The organism is Frankia sp. AvcI1 (genome assembly GCF_001420875.1).
Taxonomy (GTDB): domain Bacteria; phylum Actinomycetota; class Actinomycetes; order Frankiales; family Frankiaceae; genus Frankia; species Frankia alni.
Genome location: NZ_LJFZ01000041.1, coordinates 34,459 through 56,721, shown reverse-complemented (window position 1 = coordinate 56,721; position 22,263 = coordinate 34,459). Strand labels below are relative to the sequence as shown.

The 22,263-nt window shown below is 73.7% G+C and carries 8 protein-coding genes and 20 pseudogenes; 18 read left to right on the top strand and 10 right to left on the bottom strand.

Going from position 1 to position 22,263, the window contains the following annotated elements; all coding sequences use genetic code 11:
* Positions 1–88 precede the first annotated feature (88 nt).
* From UK94_RS69025 to UK94_RS68950, 15 genes and pseudogenes are all read left to right on the top strand, one after another.
* A pseudogene (locus UK94_RS69025) lies at positions 89–687 on the top strand (ABC transporter substrate-binding protein); the annotation flags it as partial.
* Position 688: 1 nt separating this feature from the next.
* Positions 689–1,321, top strand: a pseudogene (locus tag UK94_RS69020) (ABC transporter substrate-binding protein); the annotation flags it as partial.
* A gap of 1 nt (position 1,322) precedes the next feature.
* Positions 1,323–1,753: pseudogene (locus UK94_RS69015) on the top strand (ABC transporter substrate-binding protein); the annotation flags it as partial.
* 2 nt (positions 1,754–1,755) lie between these two features.
* Positions 1,756–2,163 (top strand): annotated as a pseudogene (locus UK94_RS69010) (ABC transporter permease); the annotation flags it as partial.
* Between the two features lies 1 nt (position 2,164).
* Positions 2,165–2,530 (top strand): annotated as a pseudogene (locus UK94_RS69005) (ABC transporter permease); the annotation flags it as partial.
* A gap of 43 nt (positions 2,531–2,573) precedes the next feature.
* Positions 2,574–2,733, top strand: a pseudogene (locus tag UK94_RS68995) (ABC transporter permease); the annotation flags it as partial.
* Positions 2,730–3,259: pseudogene (locus tag UK94_RS68990) on the top strand (ABC transporter permease subunit); the annotation flags it as partial. The pseudogenes UK94_RS68995 and UK94_RS68990, both read left to right, overlap by 4 nt.
* Position 3,260: 1 nt before the next feature.
* Positions 3,261–3,495 (top strand): annotated as a pseudogene (locus tag UK94_RS68985) (ABC transporter permease subunit); the annotation flags it as partial.
* A 1-nt stretch (position 3,496) separates the two neighbouring features.
* Positions 3,497–3,605 (top strand): annotated as a pseudogene (locus tag UK94_RS68980) (ABC transporter permease); the annotation flags it as partial.
* Positions 3,602–4,978: pseudogene (locus UK94_RS68975) on the top strand (ABC transporter ATP-binding protein); the annotation flags it as partial. The pseudogenes UK94_RS68980 and UK94_RS68975, both read left to right, overlap by 4 nt.
* A 1-nt stretch (position 4,979) precedes the next feature.
* A pseudogene (locus tag UK94_RS68970) lies at positions 4,980–5,510 on the top strand (dipeptide/oligopeptide/nickel ABC transporter ATP-binding protein); the annotation flags it as partial.
* A gap of 1 nt (position 5,511) precedes the next feature.
* A pseudogene (locus tag UK94_RS68965) lies at positions 5,512–5,692 on the top strand (hypothetical protein); the annotation flags it as partial.
* A 44-nt stretch (positions 5,693–5,736) separates the two neighbouring features.
* A pseudogene (locus UK94_RS68960) lies at positions 5,737–5,891 on the top strand (AAA family ATPase); the annotation flags it as partial.
* Position 5,892: 1 nt separating this feature from the next.
* A pseudogene (locus tag UK94_RS68955) lies at positions 5,893–7,172 on the top strand (helix-turn-helix transcriptional regulator); the annotation flags it as partial.
* 1 nt (position 7,173) lies between these two features.
* Positions 7,174–8,745: LuxR family transcriptional regulator (locus UK94_RS68950; protein WP_235490411.1), on the top strand; the 1,572-nt coding region annotated here is incomplete at its 5' end.
* A 61-nt stretch (positions 8,746–8,806) separates the two neighbouring features.
* Here the strand turns inward: UK94_RS68950 and UK94_RS28800 are convergent.
* Together UK94_RS28800 and UK94_RS28795 are read right to left on the bottom strand one after the other, a co-directional pair.
* Positions 8,807–9,577, bottom strand: coding sequence for an AfsR/SARP family transcriptional regulator (locus UK94_RS28800; RefSeq protein ID WP_011601590.1), 771 nt, complete (start codon positions 9,575–9,577; stop codon positions 8,807–8,809).
* A 246-nt stretch (positions 9,578–9,823) separates the two neighbouring features.
* Positions 9,824–10,909: a lysylphosphatidylglycerol synthase transmembrane domain-containing protein gene (locus UK94_RS28795; RefSeq protein ID WP_157734482.1), complete on the bottom strand. Its 1,086-nt coding sequence runs from the start codon at positions 10,907–10,909 to the stop codon at positions 9,824–9,826.
* 210 nt (positions 10,910–11,119) lie between these two features.
* Between UK94_RS28795 and UK94_RS75320 the strand changes: the two are divergent.
* Positions 11,120–11,225: pseudogene (locus UK94_RS75320) on the top strand (TetR/AcrR family transcriptional regulator); the annotation flags it as partial.
* Position 11,226: 1 nt separating this feature from the next.
* A partial coding sequence (locus UK94_RS28790; RefSeq protein WP_268761699.1) for a TetR/AcrR family transcriptional regulator occupies positions 11,227–11,710 on the top strand: 484 nt, incomplete at its 5' end.
* Positions 11,711–11,765: 55 nt separating this feature from the next.
* Here the strand turns inward: UK94_RS28790 and UK94_RS28785 are convergent.
* The 8 genes and pseudogenes from UK94_RS28785 to UK94_RS28765 form a co-directional block, all read right to left on the bottom strand.
* Positions 11,766–12,769, bottom strand: a pseudogene (locus tag UK94_RS28785) (amidase); the annotation flags it as partial.
* A gap of 1 nt (position 12,770) precedes the next feature.
* On the bottom strand, positions 12,771–13,184 hold a 414-nt coding region (locus UK94_RS68945), incomplete at its 3' end, for an amidase family protein (RefSeq protein ID WP_268761698.1).
* Positions 13,181–15,406: pseudogene (locus UK94_RS28780) on the bottom strand (ATP-binding cassette domain-containing protein); the annotation flags it as partial. The gene UK94_RS68945 and the pseudogene UK94_RS28780, both read right to left, overlap by 4 nt.
* A 1-nt stretch (position 15,407) precedes the next feature.
* Positions 15,408–15,789, bottom strand: a pseudogene (locus UK94_RS68940) (branched-chain amino acid ABC transporter ATP-binding protein); the annotation flags it as partial.
* Between the two features lies 1 nt (position 15,790).
* Positions 15,791–15,928: pseudogene (locus UK94_RS68935) on the bottom strand (branched-chain amino acid ABC transporter permease); the annotation flags it as partial.
* Positions 15,929–16,019: 91 nt separating this feature from the next.
* Positions 16,020–17,051: an ABC transporter substrate-binding protein gene (locus UK94_RS28775; RefSeq protein WP_041938664.1), complete on the bottom strand. Its 1,032-nt coding sequence runs from the start codon at positions 17,049–17,051 to the stop codon at positions 16,020–16,022.
* Positions 17,052–17,456: 405 nt separating this feature from the next.
* Complete coding sequence (locus UK94_RS28770; RefSeq protein WP_041938663.1) at positions 17,457–18,827, bottom strand: amidohydrolase family protein; 1,371 nt, start codon at positions 18,825–18,827, stop codon at positions 17,457–17,459.
* Positions 18,828–18,931: 104 nt separating this feature from the next.
* Positions 18,932–19,702, bottom strand: coding sequence for an ABC transporter ATP-binding protein (locus UK94_RS28765; protein WP_011601582.1), 771 nt, complete (start codon positions 19,700–19,702; stop codon positions 18,932–18,934).
* Between the two features lie 1,888 nt (positions 19,703–21,590).
* Here UK94_RS28765 and UK94_RS68930 point away from each other — a divergent pair.
* Positions 21,591–22,010 (top strand): annotated as a pseudogene (locus UK94_RS68930) (hypothetical protein); the annotation flags it as partial.
* Between the last annotated feature and the right edge of the window lie 253 nt (positions 22,011–22,263).

Here is a 22,263-nt window from a genome sequence, read left to right as displayed (position 1 = left end):
CCCTTTTCGTGCACACGTCGGCTGCCGCCATCGGGCCAGTCCCGGCAATTCCGCACCACGCCATCCTCCATACTCCCGGAGCACACGCATGCGTCTCGCCAGACCCGTCCACCTTCTTTTCGCCGCGGCGACAGCGGCGACCCTGGTTCTCACCTCCTGCGGCTCGGACTCGGGTTCCGGCTCCGACGCGGGAGGGTCCGGGGCTGGATCGGGCAAGCCCAAGGCCGGCGGGTCGCTGACCTACGCCCTCGACGTCGAACCCACCTGCTTCGATCTTCAGGTCAATCAGCAGGGAATCACCGGTGACATCGAACGCGGGGTGGTCGACTCCCTGGTGACCGTCGACGCCAAGGGCGTATTCCATCCGTGGCTGGCGACGTCGTGGGAGGTCGCCTCGGACCTGAAGACCTACACCTTCAAGCTGCGCGAGGGGGTGACGTTCACCGACGGCACGCCGTTCGACGCGGCCGCGGTGAAGGCGAACTTCGACCGCATCGTCGACAAGAAGACGAAGTCGCAGTACGCGGCCACCCTGCTCGGCCCCTACACCGGCACCGACGTCGTCGACGCGCACACGGTGAAGGTCAACTTCTCCAAGCCCTTCGCCCCGTTCCTGCAGGGCGCGAGCACCCCCAACCTGGGCTTCTACTCCACCCGTTCGCTCAGCCACGGGCCCGACGCACTGTGNGCCGGCGGCAGCGCGATCGTCGGCACCGGACCGTTCGTCTTCACCAGCTACACCAAGGGCCAGAGCGTCGTCCTGACGAAGAACCCGAAGTACAACTGGGCGCCGCAGCAGGCCGCGCACACCGGCGCGGCCTACCTGGACAAGGTGACCTTCCGCTTCCTGACCGAGGACACGGTCCGGGTCGGCGCCGTGACCAGCGGCCAGGTCGACGTGGCCACGAGCATCCCGCCGTCGGACACCAGGACGGTCGAGGCGGACAAGGGCCTGCAGATCCGCAAGGTGGAGGACGCCGGCGGCGCCTACAACGTCTACCTCAACACCGCGCACGGACCCCTGGACGACGTGCGGGTCCGCCGGGCGATCCAGCTCGGCGCCAACGTCGACCAGGCCGTGAAGACGGTGTACTTCGGCCAGTACGCCCGGGCGTGGAGCCCGCTGACCCCGGCCACCCCGTCCTACGACAAGACGCTGACCAACGCCATCGCGTTCGATCCGACGGCCGCCGGGAAGCTGCTCGACGAGGCCGGGTGGACGGGGCGTGACGGCCAGGGTTACCGGACCAAGGACGGCAAGCGGCTGACCGTGAACTGGCCGTGGAACCCGCCGCACACCCGCGAGCAGCGGGAGGTCGTCNCCCAGGCGATCCAGGCGGACCTGAAGAAGATCGGCGTGGAGGTCACCCGACCCGCCCTCGACATCGGCGCCTACGTCTCCCTGGCCCTGAACGGCAACTACGACCTGTACGACTTCTCGTGGACGCGGTTCGAGCCGGACATCCTGCGCGGGTTCTTCAACTCGGCCAGCCTGCCGGCCACCGGCGGTCAGAACGCCGCTAACCTGAAGGACCCGCAGGTGGACACCTGGACCGACGCCGGCGCGGCCACCCTCGACCGGGCCAAGCGGGACGACCTGTACGGCAAGGTGCAGCACCGGGTGGTCGTCGACGACGCGGTCGTGCTGCCGATCTACATCCCGACGAAGCTCGTCGCCATCGCGACCGACGTGTCGGGGCTGACCGTCGACCCCAACGGCAAGCCGCTGCTCTTCGACACCTGGCGCAGCTGACCATGACGGGGGGGGTTGCCGCCGCCGTCGGCCGCCGGGTGGCCGCCGCGGCGGCGGTCATGCTGGGCGCGGCGACGACCGCGTTCATCGCTCTGCACCTGCTGCCCGGCGATCCGGTGGCCATCATCCTCGGGCCGTCGAACATGGCCTCCCCCGAGGTCCGGGCCCAGATCCGGCTCGATCTGGGCCTCGACCAACCACTGATCATGCAGTACCTGCACTACCTGGGCCGGCTGCTGCACGGCGATCTCGGCGAGTCCTTCCAGCTCCAGCAGCCGGTGTCGAAGCTGATCGGTGACCAGCTGCGCCCGACGGTGGAGCTCGCCCTGGCCGCGATCGTCCTCGCGGTGGTCCTCGCGGTGGTCTCCGCGGTGGCCACCGCGGGCCGCCGCCCCGGCCTGCGCGCGCTGNCCAACCTCTGGGAGCTCGTCGCGGTGTCCACGCCGTCGTTCTGGCTGGGCATCCTGCTGCTCACCGCGTTCTCGTTCCGCCTCGAGCTGTTCCCGGTCGCCGGGGCAGAAGGGTTCTCCGCGCTGGTGCTTCCCGCGCTGACCCTCGGCCTGCCGGTGGCCGGGATCCTCGGCCAGGTGCTGCGGGAGGGGTTGGAGACCGCGCTCGAACAGCCCTTCGTCGCCACCGCCCGGGCCCGCGGCCTGAGCCAGACCGCGGTCCGGCTGCGGCACGCGCTGCGGCACGCGGCGGTGCCGCTGGTCACGCTCTCGGGCTGGCTGACCGGCACCCTGCTGGGCGGTGCGGTGCTCGTCGAGAAGGTCTTCGNCCGACCCGGCATCGGCGCGCTGACCCTGCAGGCCGTCAGCANCCGGGACATGCCCGTCGTGATGGGCGTCGTGCTGCTGTCCGCGCTGGTGTTCGTCGTGATCTCCACCGCCGTCGACCTGCTCTACCTCACCATCGACCCGCGGCTGCGGACCGAGGGCACCGCGGCGGGCGCGAGGGACGCGAAGGGCGCGCAGGCATGACGGCGATCGACGTCGCCGTCGGGCTCGGCCGGCTCGGCCGGCGCGGCCTGACCCGCGGGCGCCGGCCGCCTCGGGTCGGGCTGGTGCTCGCGGCCGGCATCCTGCTACTGATCATCCTCATCGCGGTGGCACCGGGGCTGTTCACCGACCGGTCGCCGACGGACACCGCGTCGGTCGACGCGCTGCACGGCCCGAGCGGGGCGCACTGGTTCGGCACCGACCAGCTCGGCCGGGACGTGTTCACCCGGGTGGTCGACGGGGCCGGCCGGTCGCTGCGGCTCGGCGTGGGCGCGACCCTGCTCGGCGTGCTGGCCGGCGCGGTGCTGGGCCTGGCCGCCGCGCTCGGCGGTCGGACGGTGGACGCGGTGCTGATGCGGCTGGCCGACGTCCTGCTCGCGTTGCCGCCGCTGCTGCTGGCCCTGCTGGCGATGGCGGTGCTGGGCAGCGGCGCGTGGAACCTGACCCTCGCCGTGGCGATCTCCACCGTGCCCGGCTACGCCCGGATGGTGCGGGCGGAGGCGCTGGTNGTGCGCCGCTCCGGCTACGTCGAGGCGGCCGTCGGGCTGGGCCTTCGCCGCTGGCTGCTGGTCGCGCGGCACATCCTGCCGAACACCCTGGGCCCGCTGCTGGTGCTGGCGACCGTCGGCTTCGGCACCACGCTCATCGCCGCCTCCAGCCTGAGCTTCCTCGGATTCGGCGTCGGGCCGCCGACCCCGGAGTGGGGGCTGATGCTCTCGGAGGGCCGCAACTACCTGTCCACCGNCTGGTGGATCGGGGTGTTCCCGGGTGCCGCCATCACCGTCACGGTGATCGCCGTGAACGTCGTGGGACGCCACGCCCAGGCGCGTTACACAAGGAGGACGAGCCGATGAGCGACCCCTCCGGGGCGCCCGCTCCGGCGGCCCTCGCCCCGGCGCCGCCGGTGTCCGTCCAGCCGCCGGTGTCCGTCCCGCCGCCGGTGTCCGTCCAGCCGCCGGTCCACTCGTCGGCCGCGCCGAGCGCGGCCCTCGCGACGGACGGGCCGGGCTCGGCGTCCCTGCCGACGGACGGGCCGGGCGCAGCGGGGCGGCCTCCCGTGCCGGCGGATGACCCCCTGCTGGTCGTCGAGGGGCTCAGCGTGACCTTCGACGCGCGGTCCGCCCACCCCGTCCGGGCGGTGCGGGACGTGTCGTTCACCCTGCGCCGGGGCGAGTGCCTCGCCATCGTGGGGGAGTCCGGGTCCGGCAAGAGCGTCACCGCCCGGACACTCGTCGGGCTGACGGGTGCCCGCGCGACGGTCAGCGCGCGACGGCTGGGCTTCGCCGGCGAGGACCTGACCAGGGTGCGCGAGGCGTCGTGGCGGCGCATCCGGGGACGGCACATCGGCCTGGTGCTCCAGGACGCCCTGGTCTCCCTCGACCCGCTGCGCACCGCCGGCGCGGAGATCGCCGAGGCGTTGCGCACCCACCGGGTCGTCGACCGCGCCGGCGTCCACTCCCGCGTGCTGAGCCTGCTCACCGACGTCGGCGTGCCCGAACCGGCCCAGCGGGCGGCGCAGTACCCGCACCAGCTCTCCGGCGGCCTGCGCCAGCGCGCGCTGATCGCCTCGGCGCTCGCCGCCGGCCCGGAGCTGCTGGTGGCCGACGAGCCCACCACGGCCCTCGACGTCACCGTGCAGGCGCAGGTGCTCGACCTGCTGCGCGGCCTGACCGCGGAGGGCATGTCGGTCCTGCTGATCAGCCACGACCTCGCCGTCGTCGCCGGGCTCGCCGACCAGGTGGCGGTCATGTACGGCGGGCTGGTCGTCGAGCAGGGGCCGACCGCGACCGTGCTGGCCGACCCGCGTCACCCGTACACGCAGGCGCTGCTCGCCGCCGTGCCCGCGATGCACGCCAAGGGCACCCGGCTGTCGATCACGCCGGTCGACCGCCCGCCGGCCACCGCCGGCTGCCCGTACGCGGCCCGCTGCCCGCGCAGCGACGAGCGCTGCCGCGCCGAACTGCCGTCGCCGGCGGACGACGAGCACACCCACCGGACGCTGTGCTGGCATCCCGGTCCGCCCCCGCCCACCACGGCGCCAGCCGCCGCGCCCAGCACCCCGGCGGCCACCGTCACCTCCACGGCTTCGGCGGCCGACCGGGCCCTCGTCGCCACGACGGCCGCGCCGGTGGCAGGGGCGGACCGGCCGGGACGGGGGGCCGACGCCGGTCCGCTCGTCGAGGTGACCGCGATCAACCAGCGGTTCCGCTCCCCCGACGGATCCTGGNGGCACGCCGTGCGGGACGTGTCGTTCGAGCTGTTCGCCGGGGAGACCCTCGGCGTGGTCGGCGAGTCCGGCTCCGGCAAGACGACCGTGGCCCGGATCGTGCTGGGGATGCAGGCCCCGGACTCCGGGACGGTGCGGTTCGCCGGCGCGCCCTGGAGCGGGCTGCCGGAACGCCGGCGGCGCGCCCTGCGGCCACGCATCCAGGCCGTCTACCAGGATCCGCTCGGATCGTTCGACCCGCGGTTCACCACCGAGAGGATCATCGGTGAGGCGCTGGGCGCGGCCGGGGTGGGCCGCGGGCAGCAACGCCGTGACCGGGTCGTCGACCTGCTCGAACGGGTGGGGCTGGCCGCCGGCCTGCTGCGGCGGCGACCACCGGAGCTCTCCGGTGGTCAGCGGCAGCGGGTGGCCATCGCGCGGGCCCTGGCCACGGAGCCGGAGCTGCTCGTCTGCGACGAGCCGGTCTCCGCGCTCGACGTCTCGGTCCAGGCCCAGATCCTCGACCTGCTCGCCGGGCTCCAGCAGGATCTCGNCGTCGCCATGCTCTTCATCTCCCACGACCTCGGCGTCATCCACCACATCAGCGATCGGCTGGTGGTGATGAAGGACGGCCTGGTCGTCGAGACCGGACCGGTCGGGCAGGTCTTCGCCCAACCGGCGCAGGAGTACACCCGGACCCTGCTCGCCGCCGTGCCCCGGCCCGACCTCACTTGACCGNCTCACGTTCCGGCGCCGGCCGGCGGCCGCGCGCGGTCCGNCCGAAGGAACGTCGCCGCCTGCTGGCGGCACTCGAGGCGTTGGCAACCGGTCAGGGGCGCATCGTCGAGGTCCGCGGGGACCCCGGCATCGGCAAGACCCGGCTGCTCGGCGAGCTGACCCGGCAGGCGGCCAGGCGCGGCCTGCCGGTCGTCAGNGGCCGCTGCACCGAGTCCGACCGGGCGGTCCGCTTCGGCGTGTTCAGCCGGCTGCTGTCCATCCAACCGCCCCCCTCGGCAGAGGCCGACCGGTCCTCGCCCGGACCGCTGCTTGCCACCATGCTGTCCACGCCGGGCAGCGGGGCGTCCTGGCCGGACGCCGGGTCGGCGCGGCGGGATGCCGAGGGCTCGCTGTTCGACGCCGCTCGGCTGCTGCTGGGCCGGGCGGCCGGCGACGGGCTCGTCCTGATCGTCGACGACGTCCACTGGGCGGACGAGGCGTCCAGCGCACTCATCGACCATCTCGTCCGCTGGCCGGTCGACGCCCACCTGCTGCTCGTCCTGGCCCACCGACCGCGCCAGAGCCCGCCCCGGCTGCTGCGCTCACTCGCCGAGGGCGAGGAACTCGGCACCGTCGACCGCATCGACCTCCCGCCGCTCACCCTGGAGCAGGCGGCGCAGCTCACCGGCCTGGCCACCGACGACCCCCGGCTGTGGGAGCTGCACCAGGCAAGTGAGGGCAATCCGCACTACCTGCTCGGTCTGACCGCCCTTGCCCACGGCCTGGCCCCCGGCCGGGCCGAGCTGGCCGCCGACGAAGGCCAGGGGCCCGAGGCCAGCGATCTCGACCGGCCGCCGAGCGACCTGGTCAGCCCGGTACTGGCCGAGCTCGCCGAACTCGACCCGGCCTGCCTGCACCTGGTCTGGGCGGCGGTGGTTCTCGACGAGGCGTTCGACGTCGACACCGCCGCCGCCGTCGCTGCGCTGGCGATCGACCCGGCCTGTGCCGCCGTGGCCACCCTCACCGCCCGGGACCTGCTGGTGGCGACCGACGGGGCGGCCTACCGGCTGCGCCATCCGCTGCTGGCCCGCATGCTCTACCCGACCGTCGACCCGGGCTGGCGGCGCGCGGCGCACCGCCGGGCGGCGCGGATCCTCGGCCTGTCCGGCGCACCGCCGGCCGTCCTCGCGGCGCACATCGAGCACTGCCCGCAGGGCTCGGGTCTCGACGAGGTGGAGGTGCTGGCCTGGGCGGCCGAGGAGCGGCTGGCCACCGCGCCGCCCGACGCCGTGCGCTGGCTGTGGCTGGCGCTGCGCATCCTCGCCGACGTCGACGGGGAGGATCCGGCTCGGGTCCAGGGCCTGCGCGGCGAGGTGTCCCTCGGCCTGGCCCGGGCGTTGGGCGCAGCCGGACAGCTCGCGGAGAGCCTGGCGCAGATCCGCCAGACCCTGCGGCTGGCCGCCACGCTCTCGGCGACGGCCCGTGCCGACCTCGCCTCNCTGTGCGCCATGCTGGCCTACTCCCTCGGACAGCACGCGGACTCGCAGGCGATCCTCACCGACGAGATCGACGCGGCCATCGGCGAGCCGCCGGGGCAGCTCGCCCACACGCCGGGCGCCGCCCACCGGCCGGGCGCCGCCCATCCGCCGGGGGCCGCCCATCCGCCGGGGGCCGCCGGCCGCCCGGTCCGCCCGCAGGCCCGACCGGCCGTCATCACCCTGCTGCTGACCCGGGCGGCGGTGGGGCTGCTCGACGGCACGCCGCCCAGCCCCGACGACCTGGGCCTGCTGCTGCGGCTCGCCCGCGAACAGCAGGACCACACCGCCGAGGTCGGCGCGCTGGCCCTGCGCGGGGTCGTCGAGGCGTTCGGTGGGGACATCCCGGCGGCGGCGACGACCGTGACCGCCTGCATCGCGATCGCCGACCGGTTGCCCGACGCCGAGCTCGCCGATCATCCCGAGCACCTGGCCCTGCTCGGCTGGGCGGACTCGGTGCTGGGCCGCCAGCTCGACGCCGAACGGCACTTCAGCCGTGGGGCCGCCCTCGCCCGCCGCACCGGTCGCGACGACACCCTGCCGCTGCTGCTCGGCGGGCTCGGCGCGGTCTACCACCGGGTCGGCCGGCTCGCCGACGCCCGCCAGACCGCCGCCGAGGTGCAGCACCTCATCCGCAACACCCGGCGCGGCCACCACACGAACCTCGCCGGAGCCATCGAGGCGCTGGCCGGGGTGTGGATCGACGGCCACGGCAGCCGGCGGGCGGCCACGCTCGCCGAGGAGGCCGCCATCGAGCGGTTCACCGCCCGGCCGACGCCGCGACGGTCCTGGTGGGGCGACGTGGCGGCGATCTGGACGGCGTACGCGGCCGAGACCGACAGCGGCGACCCCCACCGGACGATGGCGCTGATCCTCGACACCGGCGGCGGCGAGACGCTGGCGGAGCTGTCGCCCGTCCTGCGCCCGATGGCGTTCGAGGCACTCACCGCCGCCTCCGAACGCCTCGGGGACGCCTCCGCCGCACGCCGCTGGGCGGACGGTGCCGAACAGGCCGCCGAGGGCCTGAATCTGGGCTACCAGCGCGGGCACGCCCTCGCCGCCCGGGCGCACGCGGTGCGCCACGCCGAGCCGGCCGCGGCCGGCGCGCTCTACCAGCAGGCGGCCGACCTGTTCGCCGCCGCCGGCATGCTCTCGCTGCGCACCTACCTGCTGGTGCAGGGCGGGCTCTGCCTGGCCGCGGCGGGACGCACCAACCCGGCCGCCCGCCAGCTCGCCGTCGCCATCGAGCTCGCCGGCCGGTGCGGGGCGCACCGGCTGGGCGCACAGGCCCGAGCCGCCCTGCGCGCGCTGGACGAACGGCGCTCGGCCGGCGTCGACGCGCTGGCCGGCCTGACCCCGCGGGAACGGGAAATCGCCCTGGTCGCGGTCGGCGGCAAGACGAGCCGGCAGATCGCCTACGACCTGCGGCTGAGCCCACGGACCGTGGACGCGCACCTGACCCGCATCTATCGCAAGCTCGGCGTGTCCTCCCGGGTGGCGCTGGTCCGCCTCGTCGACGGCAACGGCCCCCGCTGACCCGCGACCCGTTGACCGGCGACCCGTTGACCCGGCCCGCTGACCCGGCCCGCTGACCCGCTCAGCCCGTGGAGGGCAGCTCGAAGCGGTCGTCGTCGCGCAGGATGGCGCGCTGGATCTGCCGCAGGGGGCGGCCCGGCTCGACGCCGAGCTCCTCGGCGAGCAGCCCCCGCGCGCGCTGGTACACCCGCAACGCGTCGGCCTGCCGCTCCGACCGGTAGAGCGCGATCATGAGCTGGCGGTAGAAGGCCTCCCGCATCGGGTGTTCCAGGGTCAGCTCGAACAACTGGCCGACGAGTTCGCGGTGGCGACCGGCACTGAGGCCGGATTCCATCATCATCTCCAGGCATTCCAGCCGGGACTCCTCCAGCCGGGTGGCGAAGGCGTCCACGATCGGCCCGTCGCGCAGGTCGCTGAGCGCGGGACTGCGCCACAGCGCGAGCGCGGCCGTGAACTGCTCGACCGCCTGCGGGTGCCGGCCCGAGCGGGCGTGGCGCCGGCCGGCCGCCACCCGCTGCTCGAACTGGTGCAGGTCGACGGCCTCCGGCTCGACGGCCAGCAGGTACCCCGGTGAGCGGGTGATGATCGGGCACTGCGGGCGCCGCGGGCAGGTGAGCAGCTTGCGCAGCTGGGAGACGTAGACGTGCAGCGCGGCGGTCGCCCGCCGCGGCGGATCCTCCGGCCAGATCTCGGCGACCAACAGGTCGGCGGCGACCACCTGCCGGGCCCGGGCGAGCAGGACCGCCAGCAGCACCGTCAGCTTCGGGGCGCTCACGTGCACCTGCCGGTCGCCGTCCAGCACGCGCAGAGGTCCCAGAATCTCGTATCGCACGGCCTGCCCCACGGAGGAGTTGGAGGTCGGTGACGCACGCCGAACCCGACGGGCTGGGCGACCTGCGCCTCGGCCGCATCCGACGGCCGAACGCCGCCGCGCCTCGCCCGGACTTCCAGGGCGGGCGGCGGGCACGTCACCCACCGTTTCACGCCTGCCGCGGCCTGCATATTGGAGGAATCGCGTAGTACTACGACTTCCGGCTCGCCCGAGACACACTCAGGTAACGGCTCGAAAAGGGCCAGGTCACCGGTACCGGACACGGTAGGCGACCCAGGCAGGAGCCCCGGCGGCCAGCGGCAGCCAGAACGACACCAGCCGGTAGGCCAGCGTCGACACCGCGGCGGCCGCCGCCGGAACCCCGGCGAGCGCGAGGGTTCCGGTCAGGCCCGCCTCGACGAAGCCGAGACCACCGGGCGTGATGGGAATCATAGCGAGGACATTGGCGGCGACGTAAGCGAGCAGCACCAGGGAAACCCGCGGATGTTGGCCGGCCCCGGCCAGCGCCGCGAGCAGCGCGAGGTAGTCCAGCCCCCACTTGCCGGCCGCGGTCAGCACGGCCCCGGGCCAGCGGCGCCCCAGCGAGCGGATCACGTCCGTGCGCCGGGCGACGAGCACGTCGGGAAGGTCCGCGGGCACCGACCGCCGGGCCAGCCGGGCCAGCCAGGTGACCGCCCGAGCGAGCAGTCGGACTGTCGTGTCCGACCGCGCGAGGACCACGCCGACGATCACGAGCAGCGCGAACGCCAGCCCGCCGGTGGTGGCGATCGCGGTAAGCCCGGACGGGGCCGGCTGACCGAAGGTGATCACCGGCAGGACGACCAGGGGCAGGCCGAACACGATGCCCGTGGTCACCATGGAGGTCGCGGTCAGCGCGAACCCGGCGGCGGCGGGATCGCAGCCGCCCCGGTTCAGCATGCGGAACTGCACGGCGCCGCCGACCGCGATCCCACCCGGCACGATCCGGCTGATGCTGTTCGAGACGAGCTGCGAGGTGACCGAGAGGAACCAGCTCAACCCGCTGATCGCAATCCGCTGGAGCTGCCAGACGCAGGCGAAGCTGGCCGCCTCCAACAGCACCATCGCCGGGTACCACAGCGGCTGGAACGCCCGCAGCCGGGGAAACGCGGAGAACACCGCGAGCAGCTGCGGCATGAGCAGGTACAGCGCCACACCGGTCGCGGCGAGCGGGACGACCCGGCCGGCCACCCGGGCCCAGCCGAAGCCGCCCGGCACGACGTCGCCGGCGGACAGCTCGCTGCCGGCAGGCGGGTGCGGGTCGTCCGGATCCGGCGGGATCGGTTCGTCCGCCTCGGGCCTGCCCGCCGACACGGCGGCCACCTCCCCTCGAACGCCACGCCGGTCCGTCCCCCGTTACCCGCCCAGCGCAGCCCAGCCGGTGACCATCACGCCACCGACGGCGTGACCATCTCGGAATGCCCCGTCACCTTACGCAGCCCGCCGCCGCCGCCCGGCGTGGTGTTCCGCGCTACGACGGAACACCGTCCGATCTCACCCTGCGCACAGATCTAGGCTGTCCCCATGGATGCTGCCGCGACGGGGGGTGGCCGTGGCGGGCCGCGGCGCGGCGCGCTGCACGAGGCCGAGATCGTGGGCGAGGCCCTGAAGATCATCCGTGCGGACGGGGNGGAGGGCCTCACCATGCGCCGCCTCTCCGACCGCCTCGGCGTGGCGGTCGGCGCGACGTACAAGCACGTGCCGACGAAGGACCACCTCCTGCGCCTGGTCACGCTCGAGCTCTACGCCCGGGTCGGCCCGTGCGAGCCGACCGGCGCGGACTGGTGCGCCGGCATCCGGTCGTTCCTGCTGCGCTTTCGGCAGGTCGTCGGCGCCTACCCGGGCATGGTGGGCCACATCTCCGCGCACGGCACCGACCCGATGCCGCACCGGCTCTACACGTCCCTGAACGGGACGCTGCGGGCCGTCGGCTTCTCCCCGGCCGGCGCGGACCGGGTGGTGCGGGTCCTGTTCTTCTACACCTCCGGGGCCATGCTGGCGCCGCTGGCTCCGGACGAGCACGCGGACGCGGACGCGGAGTTCGCCGCCGGGCTCGACCTGGTGCTCGACGGCGTCCACCGCTCCCTCGAACGCGACCGCGCCGCCACCGCCTGATCCGCCACCGCCTGATCCGGAACCGCCTGATCCGGAACCAGCCGCGCCGCCGGCGTCAGCTCACGGCCGGGTGTTCGTCGCGGGGGAACGCCTGTTGGAAGGCCTGGGCGACGCGCAGGACCAGGTCCTCGCGGCCGTGCCAGGCCGCGATCTGCAACCCGACCGGCAGGCCGTCGACGAAGCCGCACGGCACCGTCACGGCGGGGAACCCCAGCCAGTTGAAGATCATCGTGTGGCTGCAGTACACCGGGGCGAAGCTGCCACCCGGGAAGGTCGGCCCATCCACGGTCCAGGCACGCTCCCACTGCTCGACGGGTGCGGCGATCCGCTGCGCGGTGACCGACAGGATGACGTCGTAGCGCCGGAACAGCCTCTGGAACCGTTCCCAGTTGCGCGCGCGAGACTCCGCCTGCTCGCGGTAGAGCAGCGGGTCCAGCGCCGGCAGCGGAGCCGCGTTGGTGCCGACCATGACCTCGTAGACCGACGGCTCCACCGTCCAGCGCACGGTGCCCCGCTCGGCGCGGTCCTCCCAGACCTCGTCGGTCGGGTCGACCGTGGCGCCGAGGGCGGCGAGGCTGTGCGCGGCCGCCCGGGCGACGTCGATGATCCGCGCGCTGTCGTCGGTGGCGTAGGTCCCGGCGAAGCCGAAGTCCTCGGTCCACGCCATCGACATTCCCGCGACGCCCCGGTCGAGGGCGTCGACCGGGTCGGGGGTGTCGACCTGCAGGCACACGTAGTCCCGCCCGTCGCCGCCGCTCATCGCGCGGGTGACCAGCGCCGCGTCGCGGACGTACCGGGCCAGCGGCCCGTAGCTGGCGGTAAGCAGCATCGTCGGCTTGTCGTAGTTGACGTGCGGGATGAGCCCGCGGGAGGTGTGCAGGCCCACCACCCCGGAGTAGGCGGCCGGCAGCCGGGTCGAGCCCCCGCCGTCCGACCCGATGGTCACCGGCAGCAGCCGGGCCGCCGCCGCGGCGGCGCCGCCGGAGCTGGACCACCCGGGGACCCGGGTGGTGTCCCACGGGCTGAGCGCCTCGGCGTCCCAGTTGAACGGGCTGAACANGCCGGGCCGGTCCCGGGCGAGCGTCAGGTCGGCGCCGGCGCCCATCATCGTGTTCGTGCCGACGATGATCGCCCCGGCCCGGCGCAGGCGCTCGACGCAGATGTCGTCGAAGCTCGACACCACGTCCGTGCCCGGCTGGACGTAGCGCAGCCCCTCGACGCGGATGTGCGACTTCACCGACGTCGGGATCCCGTGCAGCGGCCCGAGGACCTCGCCGGCGGCCACCGCCCGGTCGGCGCGCCGGGCCTGCTCGCGGGCGCCGGCACGGTCGACCTGTTCGAAGGCGCGCAGGGTGGGGTTGAACTCCTCGATGCGGCCCAGGAAGTGCTCGGTGACCTCCGCGCAGGACACCTCGCGCTTGCCGATCAGTTCCCGGATGCGCCACGCCGGAAGCCAGGTGAGTTCCTCGCTCATGCCGTTTGCCTCCTCAGAGCCACGTCGGGTGTCAGATCGCTGGGTGCGCCGTCGGTGGGCGCGCCGTCGGTGGGCGCGCCGTCGGCACGGAACCGGGCGGTGCCGAGGTAGGCGTCGACGACGGCCGGCAGGCCGCTGATCTCGGCCGGCGTGCCCGCGCCGATCAGCGACCCGAAGTCGAGCGCGTAGACGCGGTCACAGGTGCGCAGCACCATGTCGACGTTGTGCTCGACGAGGAAGACGGCCATCCCGCGCTCGTCGGCGAGCCGGCGCAGCACCGCTCCGAGCTCGCGGGTCTGGGCGTCACCGAGCCCGGCCGCCGGCTCGTCGAGCAGCAGGACGCTGTGGCCGCCCGCCACGGCGCGGGCCACCGCGAGCATCCGCCGGTGGGCGTAGCCGAGGTCCTGGACCGGTGTGTCGAGGAACGGCGCGAGCCCGAAGTCGGCGACCGCGGCCCAGGCGGCCGGGGTGAGCCGGCCGCGGTCCGGGACGACCAGGTTGGTGACGTAGGCGAGGCTGTCCCGGCGGTCGCAGGCGCTCTGCAGGTTCTCCAGGACGGTGAGGTCCTCGAACAGCTCCAGGGACTGGAACGACCGGCCGAGCCCCGCCCGCGCCCGCCGTTCGCGGCTCCAGCCGTCGATGCGCGTCTCGCCGAGCCGCACCTCGCCGCCGGCCAGGGTGGTGAAACCCGTGATCGCGTCGATCGTCGTGCTCTTGCCGGCGCCGTTCGGCCCGATCAGGCCCACGATCTCGCCGGGACGCACCCGCAGGCTCAGCTCGCGCAGCGCGGCGACGCCGCCGAAGCGCACCGACACCCCGCGCAGCTCCAGCGCGAGCGGCGGGACGCGATGCTGCTCCCGTCCCGCCGCCCCCCCGACCTCGGACGTGGCGGGCTCGGGTGCGGGGGTGGTCGCCCGCCGCCTGCGTGCCGCGAACCCGGCCAGCCGCCGGGGAACGCGCTCGGACAGCAGCGCGCGCAGCCGGTCGTCGGCGCGGTGGCGCAGGAACACCAGGCCGTCGGGCGCGGAGGTCAGCATGAACAGCAGCCCGACCCCGCTGGCCAGCGCCAGGTAGAGCGCCACCTTCGCGCCGAGGAAGCTGAAGATCTGCTGGCCGAGGGTCTCCGGGGCGAACGAGCTGCCCACCAGCGGCCCCGTGGTGGCCCCGACGCCGCCGAGGACGGCGTTCTGCAGGGCCGTCACCGACTGCAGGCCCGCGAAGGCGCCGAAACTCGGCACCGGATCGTGGAACGCCAGCAGGATGCCGCCGAGCGAGGCGATCATCCCGCCCAGGACGAAGGCGTAGAGCTTCGCGCCGACCACCGAGATGCCGAGCGCCGCGGCGGCGCGCTCGTTGGTCCGCACCGCGATCAGCCGCCGCCCGGCGCGGGACCGGCGCAGGTTGACGATCGCCAGGGCGACGACGACGAGGACGGCGAGCACGAGGCTCGCGTACCGCTTCGGGAAGCTCAGCGCGTCGACCGCCAGCCCGGCCACGCGGATGGCGCCGACCTGGTAGCCCTCCGTCCCGCCGGTGTAGCGGGGGTTGCCGAACACGACGGCCTCCAGCGAGATCGCCAGTCCCAGGGTGAGAATCGCGAGGTGGACCCCGCGGGTGCGCAGCCCGCCGAGGCCCACCACGATCCCGACCGGCACGACGGCGAGCACGCCGGCGACGGCGGCGAGCCAGAACGGCCAGCCGTGGTCGGCCACCAGCCAGGCCGTCATCAGCGCCCCGACCCCGGCGAAGCCGATCTGGACGAGGGAGACCTGACCGGCGTACCCGGTGACCACCACGAAGGACAGCAGGATGACGCCGACGATCATCTGCAGGCCGAGCGCGTTGACCCACGCGGCGGGCAGCAGCCACCAGATGCACGCCACCGCCGCGAGCACCGCGACTGCCGTCGCGAGCCGGTGCGGACGGCCGGCGCCCAGCCGGGGCATCCGGCCGAAGCTGTCACCCTTCCCGGCGGTCGTCCGCCCGCGGGCGAGCAGCACCACCGCGACCAGGACGAACGGGATGGCGGTGGCCAGACCGGGGGCGGTGACGTACCGCGTCACCTCGGACTGCCCGATCCCGATCACCAGGCCCGCGGCGAGAGTGATCGGGAACGACGCGAACCGTCCCACCACCGCCGCGGCCAGCACCGGGATGACGAGGTAGGTGAGGTTTGCGGGCCCGAGTCCGGTGATCGGCGCGAGCAGGATCGCCGCGAGCGCNCCGAGGGCAGCGCCGATCGCCCAGTTCGCCGCCCCGATGAGATCCGGCGAGACGCCCAGGGCCGCGGCCGACCGGGAGTTCTCCGCCACCGCGCTCGTCGCCACGCCGAACCGGGTGAACCGGTAGACGGCCCACAGCGCGGCGGTGAGCACCACGACGATGGCGAGGATGTAGAGGCGGTCCCGGCCGATCTGCGCCCCGAACACACTGACCGGCCTGATCGGCAGCATCGACGGGATCACCTTCGGCAGGTCCCCGTAACGCAGCACCGCCACCGACTGCAGCACCACCAGCAGGGCGAGGGTCGCGACGATCCGGGCGAGGCCGGACGCCCCCCGCATCCGGCGCAGGATCAGCAGGTGGAACGCCGCGCCGAGCACGGNGGCGGCGAGCAGCCCGAGCACCACCGAGACGGCGTCGGGCAGGTCGGCCCCGCGGCCCTCGAAGTAGACGTAGGCGCCGACCATGCCCATCGCGCCCTGGGCGAAGTTGACCACGCCGGACCCGCGGTGCACCAGGACNAGTCCGACGGNGGCCAGTGCGTACAGCGCGCCGGNGCCCACACCGAGCGCGGCGAATCTGAATNCCTCGGTCATCTGCTTCTCCCGCGGATCACTTGGTTCGCAGGATCGGGGCGATGTCGTAGAAGTCGCCCTTGCGAACCGCCTTGCCGCCGGAGATCTCGTAGTTGATCCCGTAGTGGTTGAACACCCGGCGGAACGACGGGTTGTCCAGCGGCTGCGAGGTCCAGGGCGGGACGACGCCCGCGAGATCCACGTCGTGCAGGCCGTTGAGTGCGGCGGTGAGGGAGGCGGGCGTGACCTCGCCGGTGGTGCTGCGCAGCGCCGACCCGACGAGCCGCGCGGCGATCCAGGCGACGACGGCCTGCTCGGTGAGCTTGGTCCTGGAGTCGACGGCCCGGGCGTCCGCCTGCACCTTGGCGATCCCGGCGGCGGCGGTGTCGTGGGTGTTGAGCTGGCTGTCGACGACGATGAGGCCGTCGGCGAGGCTGCCCAGCGAGCTGAGGAGGTCCTCGTTGAAGATGGCCGAGATGCCGCCGATCGTGAGCGTGCGGCCGCTCTGGCGCAGGGCGGTGAGCGCCTGCGCCGCCCCGCTCGGGACCAGGCTGACGGCGACGCACGTGGCGCCGGCGCCGGTCAGCTTGGCGACCGCGGGCGCCAGGTCCGCGGCGTTGGCCGCCACCGGGGCCCGCGCGACCTCCTTGCCGCCCCGGGACTCGAAGCCCCGCTTGATGTAGTCGATGAGGAAGTCCGAGCCGTCGAGGTAGACGATGCCGAGCTTGGTGCAGCCCGTCTTGGCCAGGCCCACCCCGAGGGAGACGTAGAGCGCGAACGACGAGCTGACCGGGAAGGAGTTGGGGCTCGTGTCGTCGCTGACCCCGACCACCGGGATCCCGGCCTTGGTCAGCGCCGTCTGGTCCTGGGCGGTGACGAAGCCCTGGATCACCCCGGCGACCTTCTCGTTGATCGCCTGCCGGGCGCAGATCTGATAGCCGCCGGAGGTTCCCTTCGCGTCGCAGGTCTCGATCCGCACGTTGGGAAAACCGCGGAGCACCCCGCGCGCGACCGGCACGACCTCCGGCACCTTGAAGGGAATGGTGCTGGTCAGGTCGCCGATCACCATGAGCTTGGCGCTGACGTTCGACGTGATGNCCGGCGGCGCGCTCGCCGCGCCACCTCCGCCCTTATCCGAAGAAGATCCTCCGCATGCTGCCAGTACTAACGCGAGACATAATCCGACGATAATCGCGGATGTGCGTAGATTCCTGCTCCCGACCATGTGCTCCCCACGGGTCCCGAACCTTACCAGAAGAGGTGTGAGCTGTTTCATACCGGGGCTACCGATTGCTTTTTACCAGCTCGTATCCCGGTCCGCAAGTATTGGCGGATCGCCCCCCAGGCATTCCTGAAAGAAGGCAGCAGAGGGCGTCACAGGGTCGGCGTTTCGATCCGCTCCTGCTATTCGGCGGATCGATTTCTCGGCGGCCTTTCGGCGCCGTCGGTGAAGGCCGGCGGGGGCAGGGGTCGGTCAGCTGTCGGGGGCGAGGGCGACGAGGTCGTCGTCCCAGGCGTGGTCCACGGCGGCCAGGTCGACGTCCTCGGCCGGGCGGGCGTACCCGGAGCGCTTGTGGAAGTGGGCGAGCAGGCGCGGGTCGACGTCGTGCTCGCCGAGCACCTCCTCGGGCCGCGGGCCGACGCGGGCGGCCGCGCGGGCCAGCGCCGCCCGGTCGAGGCCGAAGACGTCGACGGCGTTCTCGCCGAGGATCGCCCGGGCCTCCCCCTCGGGCACGCCGGCGAAGGCGGCGCGGATCCAGTCGTGGGTGTTCGGCCAGGTCCCCTCCGGGTGCGGGAAGTCGACGCCGAACAGCAGCCGCCCCACGCCGATCTCATGGCGCATCTCGATCTCGGCGCGGTGGGGCGAGGAGGGGATCACCACGCAGTTGCGGCGGAAGTACTCGCTCGGCGTCCGCTTCAGGGCACCACCCGCGCGGGCGGCGCGCTCGTCGAGGCGCGCGAGCGTCGGCGGCAGCCAGTCGGCCCGCACCTCGGTCAGGGCCAGGCGCAGGTCCGGGTAGCGGTCGAACACCCCGCCCAGCATGAGCTGCCACATGGCCCGGCGCGGCCCCAGGTCGAGCTGCAGGGGCGAGTCGGCGCGCGCGTCGAGTTGCTCGCGCAGCCGCTGCTGCAGGTTCAGGTCGATCTCGCCGGCCCCGCCCATCGCCTCGTGCACCTGCCGCAGGAACGCCTGGAACTGGCCCTGCACCCCGCCCCAGCCGGCGTGCACGGTCACGACCAGCCCGAGGCGGGCGCAGGCCGCCCAGAACGGGTCGTAGTACGCGTCGTGCAGCGGCGGCAGCGCGGGGTCGGCGACCATGCCGGGCAGCAGGACGCCGACGAAGCCGTGCTCGGCGACCCACGCCAGCTCGGCGACGGTCGCCGCCAGGTCCAGGCACGGCCCCGCCTCCGCGATGCCGTAGAACCGGCCGGGCGCGGTGGCCATCGCGTCCGCCAGCCAGCGGTGGTATGCGCGGGTGCCGGCCGCGCGCAGCCGCGGCGGATAGGGGTTGTTCACGACGCCGAAGAACGGCAGCGTGCACATCTGGTGGCCGGACAGCAGCAGCTCGCCGGCGACGCCCTCGGCGTCGAGCTCCCGCACCCGCCGGGCCAGGTCGAACGCGCCGAGCTCGCCGCCGGTGCGGATGGCGCGGCGGCCGTCGATCACCTCGAGCGTCTCGTCGGACGAGCCGGCGGCGGTGATCACCACGTTCAGCCACTCGTCGTTCTCCGCCGTCAGGCGGTCGAGGTCGCCGAGGAACTCCGGCTCGATGTAGTCGCGGTAGGCCTGCGGGGGAGCTCCGGTGTGACCGTCGGCGGAGACGAGGACCAATCGCTGTCCCATGTGACTCACCTCATAGTTCGAGTCCGCTCACCCTGCCTGTAGCCCGCCGCCCTGTCAACAGCGTTCACCTCACCAAAGTGCCAGGCCCACCGCCGGACGGGGGCTCAGTCGGTCGCCAGCTCGGCGCTCGACAGGTAGGTCCGCTCGATCTCGCCGATGCGACCGCGCAGCTCACGGGCCTCGCCCTCCAGCACCACCCGCCCATGGCTGAGCACGTACGCGCGGTCGGCGACCTCGAGGGCGTCCCGGACGTGCTGTTCGACCAGGAGCACCGCGCCGCCCCGGTCCGCCGCCGCGCGCACGGCCAGCAGAAGGCGCTCGAGAACCAGCGGCGCGAGCCCGAGCGAGAGCTCGTCGGCGAGCAGCACCCGAGGGTCGGCCGCGAGCGCGCGTGCCAGGGTGAGCATCTGCTGCTCGCCGCCGGAGAGCAGGCCCGCCCGGCGCGGCAGCAGCGGCGCCAGCTCCGGGAACAGCTCCAGGCACCGCTCGCGCTCACCCCCGCCCAGGCGCAGGTTGTCGGCCGCCGACAGGTCCATGAACACCGACCGTTCCTCGGTGATGTAGCGCAACCCGCCGCGGGCGCGCCGGTGCAGCGGCGCGGTCGTGCGGCGCCCGTCGAACAGCACCTCGCCGCGCAGCGGGCGCAGCTCCCCCGCCAACGCCCGGACCGTGGTCGTCTTGCCCGCGCCGTTGACCCCGAGCAGCGCCACGACCTCCCCGGGCCGCAGCACCAGATTCAGGTCGTGCACCACCGGAGTGGACCCGTAGCCGACCGACAGGTCGCGGGTTTCCAGCCGCGGCGGCGAGGGGCGTTCGGACGATAAGCCGACGTTGCCGACGGGCTGGGGCGCCGGGATACCCGAAGTGGTCGTCATGCGAGGACGGTACCGCCCGCAACGCCGATGTCCATGGCCCTTCCGGAGGTCGCGGCGCGCTTTCCCGGGGGACTCGTCGGTGCCCGTCCGATCCGCCCACCCCGAGCAGGTGAACATCGTTGACTCGANGGTCGTCGCGGACGTAGGCTGCGCCCGCGCCGGTCGCCTGGCGGCGACTGCGACCGNCATTCCCAGTACCCCACCGCACGCGTGGAGGATGACCGCTGTCATGGACGTGGACGGAAAGATCGAGGTAGCCTCCTACATTCCCGCAGACTCATTCTTCGGCTCGCCCTACATCGACTCGGACGTCTGGCGCGAGAGCCCCTTACCCCACCGTCACGTACACGGTGGTTTTCAGGACACCGACACCCGCTTCACGTTCTACTTCCCCACCGAGGACTCCTACGACGGCCGCCTGTTCCACCCGCTGGAGGGCGCGCACGCCGGCCACGAGGACGCCTTCGGCGGCCCGATGGGCGACGTGATCGGCGGGTTGGTGCTCATCTCCCGGCTCGGCGGCTACATGGTCGAGTCGAACTCCGGCCACATCGGCGACGACATCGATCCCCGCGGCGGCGACGACCCGACGCTCTACGGCCACCGCGCCAGCGTCGAGACCGCCCGGTTCTCGAAGCACGTCGCCGCCCAGGTGTACGGCGCCCCGCCCCACCACGCCTACGTCTGGGGCGGCAGCGGCGGCGGGCGGCGCTCCCCGCTGTGCCTGGAGTACGGCACCGGCGTCTACGACGGCGCGCTGCCGTTCATGGGCGGCGGCGAGATCGCCGAGCACGGTGTCAGCACGCTCATGAAGGGCGCCCAGGTGATGGCCTTCGCGTCCATGTTCAACGTGCAGCGCCTGCTGCGCCGCCAGGCCGCCGGTGTCATCGACGCGACGCGGCCGGGCGGCAGCGGCGACCCCTACGCCGGGCTGACCACGCACCAGCGCGAGGAGNTCGCCAACCTCTACCAGCTCGGCTACCCCCGCGGCGACGAGTTCATGATCTTTTCGCCGATGGGCCAGATCTGGCTGTGGTCGTCCATCGCCGACCGGCTCGCCACCGAGGACGCCGAGTACTTCGAGGCCTNCTGGACGAAGCCCGGCTACGTCGGCCACGACGCGCCGGACGCCGTCGCCGAGGACCTCCTCGACGTCACCACGACCGTGAGCCGGGTCGTCACCGGCGGCGAGCTGCTGAGCGACCCCGCCTACGCCGGCCCGGAGTTCGCCGGCCTGCGGGTCATGGCGTCGCTGATGAGCGCGGGGCCCGATCTGCCCATGGCGATCGAGGTCGAGGGACTCGGCGACGGCTACCGCCTCGGCGCGGGCCTGAAGCTGCTCAGCGGGAAGGCCAAGGGGCGTCAGCTCTACTGCATGGGCCACGCCGGCGAGCTGCTCAGCGCCGACGGCGTCGCCGAGGCCAACCTGCTGCGCTTCCGCGACGTCGAGGTCGGCGACGAGATCCACGTCGACAACCGCCGGTTCCTGGCGTTCTGCTACTACTACCGCCACCACCTGATGGCCGAGCCGGCGTTCGACTTCCTGCGCCCCGACGGGCGCCCGATCTACCCGCAGAACCGGGTCCCCACGATGTCGCCGCTGATGGGCGTGGCCTACTCGGGCCAGTACGAGGGGAAGCTGCTGTGGGTCCACCACACCCACGACGCCTCGCTGTGGCCGCCGCAGGGCCTCGTCTACGAGGCGGCGGTGCGCGCCGTGCGGGGGCCCGAGGCCGCCNCCGAGCGGTTCCGCCTGCGCTGGACCNAGAACGCCGAGCACATTCCGCCGGCGTACCTGCCCTCGGCGCCGGACCGGGCCACCTCGACGTGGCTCATCGACTACCTGCCCGTCATCGAGCAGAGCCTGCTCGACCTGGTCGCCTGGGTNGAGCAGGGGGTCGAGCCGGCCGGTTCGCGCTACGAGTTCCGCGACGGGCGGGTCGTGCTGCCGGCGTCCGCGGCCGAGCGCGGCGGCATCCAGCCGGTGGTGGTGGCGACGGTGGACGGCGGCGAGCGGGCCGACGTGGCGGCGGGCACTGCGGTCACCCTGCGGGTGGACGCCGAGGTGCCGCCGGGGGCCGGCACGATCGTCGCGGTCGAGTGGGACCTCGACGGCTCGGGTGCGTTCGCCGACCCGGCCGACGTCGTCGGCACCCCGACCGCCGTGAGCCTGACCAGGACGGTCTCCTACCCCACGCCGGGCACCCGGTTCGCGACCGCCCGGGTGTGGTCGCACCGCGACGGCGACCGCGACGCCGTGCACCGCCGCATCCCGAACGTCGCCTCCGTGCGGATCGTCGTGACCTGACCCGCATCACCCCAGCCCGTCGCGGGGCCGGCTGCGCATCGTCGCGCAGCCGGCCCCGCGACGCGTTTGCGCCCCTCCGGCGGCACCCTTGGCACCACCCCGGCGGCACCGCTGGCACCATCCCCGGCGGACTGATCACGCCGCCGGTCTTGCCTTCCGTTCTCCATGTGCTAACGTGATCCATCACCTGCTAACGTTTCTTTGCACGTGCCAGAGATACGCGTGCGACAGTGATCGGCAGTGACAGTGATCG